The sequence below is a fragment of the Microcoleus sp. PH2017_12_PCY_D_A genome, assembly GCF_020738565.1.
Taxonomy (GTDB): Bacteria; Cyanobacteriota; Cyanobacteriia; order Cyanobacteriales; family Microcoleaceae; genus Microcoleus.
The window spans coordinates 1-10,062 of sequence record NZ_JAEQCI010000096.1 but is presented as its reverse complement, the minus strand read 5'-3'; the positions used below and the strand labels follow the sequence as shown (position 1 = coordinate 10,062).

The 10,062-nt window shown below is 46.0% G+C and carries 10 protein-coding genes; 8 read left to right on the top strand and 2 right to left on the bottom strand.

The window, feature by feature from the left end; all coding sequences use genetic code 11:
• The first annotated feature begins 268 nt into the window (after window positions 1-268).
• From JGK39_RS24640 to JGK39_RS24630, 3 genes are all read left to right on the top strand, one after another.
• Window positions 269-1,792 (top strand): RtcB family protein, encoded by a 1,524-nt coding sequence (locus JGK39_RS24640; protein WP_293297444.1) that lies wholly within the window; start codon window positions 269-271, stop codon window positions 1,790-1,792.
• A 451-nt stretch (window positions 1,793-2,243) separates the two neighbouring features.
• Complete coding sequence (locus tag JGK39_RS24635; protein WP_293262258.1) at window positions 2,244-4,025, top strand: ABC transporter ATP-binding protein; 1,782 nt, start codon at window positions 2,244-2,246, stop codon at window positions 4,023-4,025.
• 165 nt (window positions 4,026-4,190) lie between these two features.
• On the top strand, window positions 4,191-4,628 hold the full coding sequence (locus JGK39_RS24630; RefSeq protein WP_293262255.1) for a hypothetical protein: 438 nt from the start codon (window positions 4,191-4,193) through the stop codon (window positions 4,626-4,628).
• Window positions 4,629-4,738: 110 nt separating this feature from the next.
• Here JGK39_RS24630 and JGK39_RS24625 read toward each other — a convergent pair whose 3' ends face one another.
• Window positions 4,739-5,674, bottom strand: coding sequence for a fused MFS/spermidine synthase (locus JGK39_RS24625; protein ID WP_293297446.1), 936 nt, complete (start codon window positions 5,672-5,674; stop codon window positions 4,739-4,741).
• 211 nt (window positions 5,675-5,885) lie between these two features.
• On the opposite strand from JGK39_RS24625, the gene JGK39_RS24620 reads away from it, so the two are divergent.
• The 5 genes from JGK39_RS24620 (at window position 5,886) to JGK39_RS24600 (ending at window position 9,077) form a co-directional block, all read left to right on the top strand.
• Window positions 5,886-6,248 carry a hypothetical protein gene (locus JGK39_RS24620; RefSeq protein ID WP_293262234.1) on the top strand — a complete coding sequence of 121 codons (363 nt, stop codon included), beginning with the start codon at window positions 5,886-5,888 and terminating at the stop codon, window positions 6,246-6,248.
• Window positions 6,245-6,460 (top strand): hypothetical protein, encoded by a 216-nt coding sequence (locus JGK39_RS24615; RefSeq protein ID WP_293262238.1) that lies wholly within the window; start codon window positions 6,245-6,247, stop codon window positions 6,458-6,460. Before JGK39_RS24620 ends, JGK39_RS24615 begins: the two co-directional genes overlap by 4 nt.
• A gap of 107 nt (window positions 6,461-6,567) precedes the next feature.
• Complete coding sequence (locus tag JGK39_RS24610) at window positions 6,568-7,014, top strand: SufE family protein (RefSeq protein ID WP_293262241.1); 447 nt, start codon at window positions 6,568-6,570, stop codon at window positions 7,012-7,014.
• Window positions 7,015-7,028: 14 nt separating this feature from the next.
• A complete protein-coding gene (locus JGK39_RS24605) occupies window positions 7,029-7,934 on the top strand; it encodes an alpha/beta hydrolase (RefSeq protein WP_293262244.1) in 906 nt (301 codons plus the stop codon).
• A 177-nt stretch (window positions 7,935-8,111) separates the two neighbouring features.
• Window positions 8,112-9,077: a DUF6282 family protein gene (locus JGK39_RS24600; RefSeq protein ID WP_293262246.1), complete on the top strand. Its 966-nt coding sequence runs from the start codon at window positions 8,112-8,114 to the stop codon at window positions 9,075-9,077.
• A gap of 53 nt (window positions 9,078-9,130) precedes the next feature.
• Here JGK39_RS24600 and JGK39_RS24595 read toward each other — a convergent pair.
• Window positions 9,131-10,062, bottom strand: a 932-nt coding sequence (locus JGK39_RS24595; RefSeq protein ID WP_293262249.1) for a right-handed parallel beta-helix repeat-containing protein, incomplete at its 5' end; no start/stop codon positions are given.

Sequence of the window (10,062 nt, the reverse complement as noted above, 5' to 3'; positions counted from 1 at the left end):
AACCCGGTTTCTGATAGTTGCTGGGAAAAGAAACTGGGTTTCTGACAAAAATTTTTGGGTGGCTGCGAGGTATTTAGGCAGAAACCCGGTTTCTGATAGATGCTGGCGGTTGACAGATTAAAAATGATGTGCCATATTTATAATAATTAGAAAAGTTGCCTTCAGCTTGTCTCTAATAAAGATTGCGGCTGCTGAACCAAAGTCTTTGATTAACTACAACATCTCTTCAATTTGTGGGGGTTGCACTGCAACCCGCAACAGACTACTTATGCAGCAGCCAAAAAACTTGAACAGGCTTTTGCGAGCTTTGTCTCGGCAAGGTCTTGATGTGAGTTACAACAATCGAGTCTACTCGATTTGTCTTAATAGTTCTCTGCAAGAAAACTGGCAAGATGCCAGTTCCACAACAGAAAACAATGAAAATGTTTTTACTACAAGAGAAAACTGGCAAGATGCCAGTTCCACAACAGCAGAAGTTTTGCTTCCTGAAGGTTTTCCGGTGGAAGCAAAGGCGCTGAAACAGTTAGCAAATTTGGCGAATGTCCGTCACCCTCAAGGTGGTTGTGTTTGTCGCGCCTGCGCTACTCCAGACTTCCATCCGGGGGATGCGGGAGTGGCAATTGGCTCGATCGCCCAAACTGACAAAATGGTGATTCCGGCGGCTGTCGGTTCCGATATTAATTGCGGGATGCGCTTGCACGTTGCTGATTTGTCGATCGAACAATTTCAGGGAAAGCGCGATCGATTTGTAGAGTTGATGAAAGGCGATTATTTCTTCGGTACTCGCGATGTCAGCATGACTGCAAAAACCGCCCGCGCTATGTTCCAACACGGCATCCCCGGATGGCTGGATGCTATGCAGGAGTTGGCAATTGGTAGTGTGGCAAATTCTGATTTCGAGCAGTTGGCGATAGAGTGCGATCGCACTTTTCTAGGCGGATCCATGAATGGCGATGTCAAATGGGCTCCCGAAGAATTAGTCCCAAACGATGGCACTGTCAGGGATGGCGGGTTAGCTACCATCGGCGGCGGCAATCATTTTGTAGAAATTCAAGCGGTGGAGGAAGTTGTCGATCGAGCTACAGCTTATACTTGGGGAGTTCGATCGGGACAAATCGCTTTTATGATTCACTCCGGTTCCCGAAATGTCGGCAAATACATCGGCGGTATGTGGCGCGATCGAGCTTGCGAAGCCTGGCCGAAAACCCTGAAACACCCAGAATACGGGCTGTTTCCGCTGTCTGTCGAAGCCGATCCCGAACTTGTGAGCAGCTACCTGCAAGCGGAAGCAACGGCCGCCAATTACGGTTTTATCAACCGCTTGTTGCTAGCAGAACTTCTGCGACTGCGTTTGCGGCAAGTTTTTGGGGATATAGAAGCTCCTTTAGTTTACGATTTGCCTCACAATATTACCTTAGCTGAAGGTGACGGCTGGGTGACTCGCAAAGGCGCTTGTCCCGCACATTCTGGCCAGCCTGTAATTGTACCTGGTTCCATGGGTGCGCCGTCTTATTTGCTAGTTGGTTTGGGAAACGATCGATTTTTGCGATCGGCTTCACACGGTGCGGGCAGGGCGCGATCGCGCTTCGATCTCAGTCGCCAAGGTGCTGACAAAACAGACGGCGCTTTGGGATTAACCGGCGTAGATTGCATTACCTTGCGCCAAGAACGTAGAATCGAAGAAGCCCCGGCCGCTTACAAACCAATTCAACCAGTAATTGACGTACAAGTCGAGGCGCAAATGGTGGGGATAGTCGCTAAAATGAAGCCAGTGTTAACATTTAAAGCCTAGGGCGCCGGTACAGTAGAATATTTTGACAAAAAGAACGAAATATGTATTATGTAGGGCGAAGGATGAGGGTGACAGTAGATCGCGATCGCCAACCATTTTTTGTCCTCATGCGAGAGCCCTGCCAAGGTCTACATCAACATACATACTATGTCGCTTGTGTCAACCTTTAATACTGAACCGACGCCCTAGGCTGGCTTTCTTTGTCCCTGCTCAAAAACTGATTTCACGAACAGCTAAGATGACAGTTCCCAAAGACAACTTCACAACCTGTGAAAATAAGTATAATATCATGTCCGGTCGATTCACCGCAATCATATTAGGTTCGTAGTGCGGACTTTAGTCCGCTTGCATCCGAGCGGACTGAAGTCCGCACTACGAACCGTTTTTATTACGAGTAATCGATATAAGCTGATATAAAATCTAAAATTTGTCCAATTATCCCCATCCTCAATTGTCACCAAATCCCCCTAAACCCATCCATCCCCTGAAGCGGCTGCTGAAGTACGGGCGCCGCTACCGCCTGAAAACTTGGCTGGCAAGTATTTGCTCGCTGCTGAATAAATTCTTCGATTTAGCACCACCAGCATTAATCGGGATTGCTGTTGATGTGGTGGTAAAAAATCAAGATTCTATCCTGGCTCAATGGGGCATAAAAGATGTCTTTTGGCAACTGGCAATTATCACTCTTGTGAGCGCGATTGTTTGGGCGTTGGAATCTATTTTTGAATATGCCTATGATTATTTGTGGCGCAATTTGGCTCAGGATATCGAACACGATTTGCGTCTGGAAGCTTACAGCCATTTGCAAGAATTAGAATTAGCTTATTTTGAAGAACGCAGCACGGGCGGTTTGATTTCAATCCTCAATGATGATATCAATCAACTGGAACGTTTTTTGGACGGTGGCGCTAACGAGGTAATTCAGGTAAGTACGACGGTAATTGTGATTAGCGCCGCTTTTTTTGCTGCATCTCCTGCTGTTGCTATTCTGTCAATGCTGCCGATTCCTTTTATTATTTGGGGTTCGTTCGCCTTTCAAAATCGCCTTGCTCCGCTGTATGCTGACGTGCGGGAAAAGGTGAGTTTTCTCAACGGGCAACTGTCGAATAATCTGACGGGAATTACTACTATTAAAAGTTTTACTTCCGAAGATTATGAAACTGGGCGCATCGAAACCCAAAGCCAAGCTTACCGCCAAAGCAACCGGCGGGCGATCGCACTTTCGGCGGCTTTTATTCCGCTGATTCGCGTGGTGATTTTCTTGGGCTTTATTGCAACACTATTTCTGGGCGGTTTGGAGGTGGTGGCGGGCCGGTTGTCGGTGGGAACTTACAGCGTTTTGGTGTTTTTGACTCAGCGGTTGCTGTGGCCCCTGACTCGACTGGGTGATACTATGGATCGATACCAGCGCGCCATGGCTTCTACTAATCGGGTGATGAATTTGTTGGATACGCCGATCGCAATTCGCACGGGCGACATTCGGCTGCCGGTTAGTTCGATTAAAGGGGCGCTGGAATTTAAAAATGTTACCTTTTATTACAATCAAAGAAAACCGATTTTGCAGTATTTTTCTCTAACTCTCCCGGCGGGGAAGACTACGGCGATTGTTGGCGCGACTGGTTCGGGAAAAAGTACGCTGGTAAAATTAATTATGAGGCTGTACGAGGTACAATACGGTCAGATTTATCTCGATGGCATAGAATTAAATACCCTGAATTTAAAAGATTTGCGGAGAGCGATCGGATTGGTGAGTCAAGATGTATTCTTGTTTCACGGTACGGTGGCCCAAAATATTGCTTACGGCACTTTTGATGCCAGCGATGGAGAGATAGTAAATGCTGCTAAAATTGCAGAAGCTGACGAGTTTATCGCGCAATTGCCGGACGGTTACAACACTATTGTAGGGGAACGCGGTCAAAAATTGTCGGGGGGACAGCGGCAGCGGATTGCGATTGCGAGGGCTGTGTTGAAGAATCCGCCGATTTTGATTCTCGATGAAGCTACTTCAGCGGTGGATAACGAGACGGAGGCGGCAATTCAGCGATCGCTCGAACGAATCACCAAAAATCGGACTACAATTGCGATCGCCCATCGTCTTTCTACTGTCCGAAATGCCGACTGCATTTTTGTCATGGAACATGGGCTAGTGGTAGAATCGGGGCAGCACGAACAACTCATCGAACATAATGGAGTTTATGCCTCGCTCTGGCGCGTGCAATCTGGTATAAAATAAGCATGGTTTGTAGTAAGGACTTTAGTCCTTAAAGCATGGTTTGTAGTAAGGACTTTAGTCCTTCCTAGGTTTGTAGTAAGGACTTTAGTCCTTAAATCCCGGAAGAGAGGACTAAAGTCCTCACTACGAACTCCAAAATATTAGTTTCTAGAAGCAAAGAAAAAAATGTTTTTATTTGGTAGCCCTGAGTCAGAACAAAAAAATCAAAGTAACTGGCGTCGCAAATTAGATAAATTTGTAGCAGCCAACAAACAAGAATTGGCGGCTTTAGCTTGGGGGCTGTTTCAGGAAAGAGGAGACGAAAGCGACGATATTTTGGGAATTGATATTGCCGGAACGCCACGCTTCGTGTATTGTAAGAAAGAAGCAGTAGAAGAGTTGAACCGTCAAGTTAAAAGTCATATTCAGGAAATTTTGGGAGTGCTCAACGCTCACAAACCCGAGAAAGAAGTGGCGATTTTGGCGATCGGCGAAGGTGAAATCAAGCTAATTTTGTTTGAAATTGACCCCGCACCTCCTGATTGTTTTGAAATTGCAGCAGCCGATGTCGATACATTGATCGATCGCCTAGAAAAGCAAATGGCTGAATATATTAAAGGATAAATTATATCCAATCCTGTAAAAAATGCTAATTAAGTTCGTAGTGAGGACTTTAGTCCTCAGAAGACAAGGACTAAAGTCCTCACTACGAACCTGTTTTGTTGTGTTGGATATCAAAATAACCAGCAGTCAAAATAACCGGCGGGCGGCGCATCGTCGGTCAAAATTTCAGCTTTGTCTAAATTAGGTATAATTTCAGCCAATTCTGAACCGATTTTCACATCAAGAGCTCTGTCTGTCAAGGAAAACGAAAAGTCATGTCCATCTTGCAAATATTTGGCTCGGGAAACAATCTCGTTTTTCTCTAAAATAGGGCTGTTACTACCAATTAAAACGCTATTAATATCCTTCCAAGGAAAGACGTATACCTGGCGAAACACGCTTTGAAAAGTCTTCACCTTTTGGGCATAAAACTCATCTCTTTGCAGCAGATTTACTAGCACAACTCCGGCGGTTGACAAGTGTTTTTGACAAAGTTCGTAAAATTCTTTGGTAGCTAGCCGGTGCGGAAAGTAGCCGTTGCCAAAAAACACGTCTGTCATGATTATATCATACTGCATATCAGGGCTTTGCTGTTCTAGATACTTTCTCCCATCCAGGATTGCGACGCTGAGTCTATCGTCGAACTGCACCCCAAAACACTGTGTAGCTGCTGCCAGGGCGATCGCATCTACATCAGCACATTCTACAACAGTTTCCGGCAAATAATGGTGCATAACTAACGGAATTCTGCCGCCGCCAAATCCAGCTATATAAACTCTTTTAGGTTGATTTTGCCAGACTAAACCTAACATCATCGCTTGGGTATATTCTGAAACTAAATGCAGAGGATTGTTGAGGTTGAACACAGATTGCAATAAATTTGTATACAAATTTACCTTTTCAACTAAAGATAGGTTAATTTGATTTTTGTCTTTTTTGAGTGTAACATAGTGAACTCCCGACTCTTTGCAAAACACAACTCCATCCGGCTGTTGTTGCACCCAAGCCAGCCTCTGTTGAATCTTCGCTAAATTGATAGTTTGCCAATCTTTTTGTGCGTCAATCATTATTTGCAACAAATCTTAAACTGGGAAGCACAGGCGATACCGATCGCAAAACTCTGCTTACCAATACGGGGAATTATTGCAAGTTTGATAAAAAAATATTCGGCTTTTAAACCTTAATAACGGCAAACTGTACTGATGCAGCCCAAAAACCTTGTTGAATTGCAGGAGATAACCAGCTACTCTATACGTTGAAGTTCTCTCCTGACGACACATGAATAGATTGCTCCTCACTTTACTTGTAAGTCCCACTCTGTTTGGATCTGTGATGTCTTTGAGCGCGATCGCCCAAAACGCTCAAAACATAGGCGAAACACCGGGAAAATCGGCTGATGCGCCCACCTGCGTGCGATCGCCCCACACCCAGCGCCTGAGTTGCGTTCGGCTTCCGGGCAAAGCTGCTGCTAATCCTAAACAGACAATTGGTTGGCAGCCGCGGGATGCCCAGCCTGTGGCGATGATGGATTTTACGGAAGAAGAAAGCGATGCCGCCGTGGCGTTGTTTGGCTGCGACTGCCCGGTTTGCATGAATTCCCTGCGCCAGTTGCGCGGTTTGCCGCCGTTACAGGCGAGTTGAGGGTACACGGGGCGAATGTTTTTTTTGGTAAGATCGCGATCGTTGCGACATTTGATATTTGCGGGACGATCGCACTTTTGCTCTACAATAATTTATTCGGATTGGCGATCGACAAGCGGGCGATCGACCTTTTGATATCCCCAAAATTATCCCCAAGCGAATTCGAGAACAGTTCAACAAACGAGACTTTTAACAAAAATTTGGGGATTTAATTTTTAACCGCAAATGAAGGCTTCGGAACGCAGATGTTGCAGGGCGATCGCACCTGCTGCTAAAATAGAATGTATAATATTAGCGAAGTAAACCGCTACTCGAAATCATGTCCGCAAATACCGCGCTACCAGCAACCCTAGCTAAAATCGTCCAGCGCTTCCAGCGACACTCCGATCCGAAACAGCGCTACGAACAACTGCTGTGGTATGCAAAGCGACTCCCAGCATTTCCCGAAAGCAATAAACTGCCGGAAAACAAAGTTTCCGGCTGCGTGTCACAAGTTTATATTACCGCAACTTTAGCCGACGGAAAAGTTTCCTTTGAAGGCGATTCAGACGCTCAGCTAGTGAAAGGATTAGTTGGCTTGCTCGTCGAAGGTTTGAGCGGATTGACGCCTGCGGAAATAGTCAGCGTTACCCCAGATTTTATTCAAGATACGGGATTGAATGTGAGCCTGACACCTTCCCGCGCTAACGGATTTTACAACATCTTTCAAATGATGAGAAACAAGGCTCTGGCTTGCGAAGTTAGCGCGCAAGCCGAAGTAAATTAACAGGAGAAAAAGCCGTGACTCAGACTGCTGATTTAACCAAATCTAATTCTAACAACTATCCTGCAACAGTTCAAGAATATCTCTGGAACTGGAAAGGAACACAAATCAAAGTTATTTACGAAATCAGAGGACAGGGAAACACAGTATTATTGCTGCCGGCTTTTAGTACGGTTTCGACGCGATCAGAAATGCGTCCTTTAGCAGAATTGTTAGCTGCAAACTTTCAAGTTGTGAGTGTAGATTGGCCTGGTTTCGGCGACTCGGATCGCCCGCGCACCGACTACGAACCGCAATTATACCATCAATTTATTCAGGATTTTGTTGAGTCAACTTTTAGCATTCCTGTGGCTGTAGTTGCGGCCGGTCACGCTGCGGGTTATGCGATGCAATTAGCTCAGTCAAAGCCGAATGTTTGGTCAAAGATTGTGTTAGCTGCACCGACTTGGCGCGGGCCTTTACCGACGATGAGCAAACAGCAAAGCGGCTGGCACTCGGTTGTGAGAGAATTAGTACGATCGCCCTTACTAGGTCAATTCCTCTACAAACTAAACACTGCGCCCTCATTCCTGGGTTTGATGTACCGCCGCCACGTCTGGGCAGATGCAGCAAAAGTCACCCCCGATTTCATCCAAAACAAGTGGAAAGTCACGCAGAAACCGGGTGCGAGATTTGGTTCTGCTGCTTTTGTCACAGGCGGTTTAGATCCGGTAAAAACCCGAGAAGAATTTGTCGCCAACTTCCAAGAATTAGCAGTACCCGTGATGGTTGTAATTGCTGAGAAAGCACCGCCCAAATCTAAGGCGGAAATGGAAGTATTAGCCCAATTACCGGGAGTAGAATCGCGAGTTATCCCCGGTTCTTTGGGCTTGCACGAAGAGTATGCCGCAGATTTGGCAACTGCGGTTAAATCTTTTCTTTAACGGTTCGTAGTGTGGACTTTAGTCCGCAGCATTTTGCGGACTTAACGGTTCGTAGTGTGGACTTTAGTCCGCAGCATTTTGCGGACTTAACGGTTCGTAGTGTGGACTTTAGTCCGCAGCATTTTGCGGACTCAAGTCCGCACTACGAACTAATCTTCTTGCAGTGGTAAAAATTAAGTGTTTTTTGTTCGATCGATTAAGTTAAAAATTGCTGCAATAGTTGCAATTTTTTGTATTGTTTGCTGTGGGTTTTGTCAGCCTGTTTGTGCTGTCGGAGATTCGCAGATCGAAAGTGCGATCGACTTTCACATCCATTCGTCTCCCGATGTGATTCCCCGCCGGTTAGACGATTTTGAGGTAGCTGAGTCAGCCGCGCGATCGCACATGAAAGCAGTTGTACTCAAAAATCACTATGGCAGTACCGCAGCGCGGGCAGTTCTAGTCAATAAAATTGTACCGCAAATCCAAGTTTTCGGGGGAATTGTGCTCAATCGTGCCGTAGGTGGGCTCAATCCCGACGCTGTAGAAGCAATGCACCGCATCGGCGGCAAATACGGTAAAGTAGTGTGGCTGCCAACCGTTGATGCCGAACATCATTTAAAGGTTTTTCACAAGTCAGGAATCGGGATTAAAGTAGCAGAAAACGGCAAAATTTCACCGGAAACAGCAGCGGTACTAAAGATTGTAGCTAGAGATAATTTAGTGCTGGAAACCGGGCACATTTCCTCAGAAGAAGTGATGGCAGTTGTCGGTGCAGCCAACCTTCTCAACATTAAAAACATCCTGATTACCCACGCAATGGCCGATGTACCCGGTTTGTCCCTAGAAAACATGAAAACAGCAGCCCAGATGGGAGCCTTTCTAGAACTCGCATTTGTCAACGATTTGATGGGACAAAATGCCGCTGACAAGGGACACAGAAACTGGCATCACGTATCAATTAATCGGATGGTAGCAGCGATAAAACTCATCGGTGCCGAGCATTTTGTTCTGAGTACAGATTTGGGAAGAAAACCCGATCCTTTACCCGCAGAAGGTTACAAGTTATTTGTAGAAAAGTTGATGGAGGAAGGCATTTCTCAGCGGGAAATAGATTTAATGATGAAGGAAAACCCCGCTCGATTGTTAGGAATTTATGAGTAAGGTGCGCAATGCGCACCCTACAAAGCTTGGTGCGGAGTCCACACCCTACAGGACTATTCTTGATTGCCTTTCCCGCGCACGTATCCGTTATCTGCAATCCGCCAAGCACCCCCAGCATTGCCCGTCAAATCGCAATCATCCACCGTAGCAATGCTATCTCTATAAACTGCGATCGCCTCGCTGCCATTATCATTAATCCGACACCTGCGCGCAATCAATTTCCCTCCCAATCCGACACCGATTCCCAAACTGCCGTTATCATAAATATTGCAATCTTCCACCGTTGCTTTGCCATCATCCGAAATAAAAATTCCGTTCCACACCCCGTCATGAATTTGACAGCGGCGGATCGCAGAATCAGCATCAGGCCCGCAAATTCCCACCACAGAATAGTCAGCAGAAGTGATATCGCTATCTTCTACAATTAACTCGCCTTTGCGAACATCTACAGCATAAAATTTCCCCGTCGAAATCATTGTTAAACCGCGCACTAAAGCACTGTCTGATTCCATTTTGATGCAGTTTGAATCGGTGCTTTCAATAGTGACGCTACCAGCTTCTGTGCAGCCGATAATTTCTACCGATTTGTCGAGAATTATACTTTCTCTATACAAACCGGGCTGTACGTAAATCCGCGTACCGGGAGCAGCATTTTTTACCGCTTCGCTAATAGTGGTATAATTGCCTTGACCCTGTTGACAAACCACCCATTCTTTACTACTTTTTCCCAATCGGCGAGCCGAAGTAGAGCCTGTTGTTGGCGCTGATTCTGCTTCTGCAAATTCTCGATCGCCCGCTGCGGAAAGTTGCGATTTTAGCAGCAACCTTTCTTGGTGTGCCGTTTCTAACTGCTGTTGTAACTCGGATATTTGAGATTGCAGTTGAGTTTGATTTTGATTGGCTGTCTCGATTTGAGTTTGCAATTGAGACTGTTGAGCATTCAGGTGCGATTCTAACTCGCTCCGAGTTTGATGCGCTATTTCTA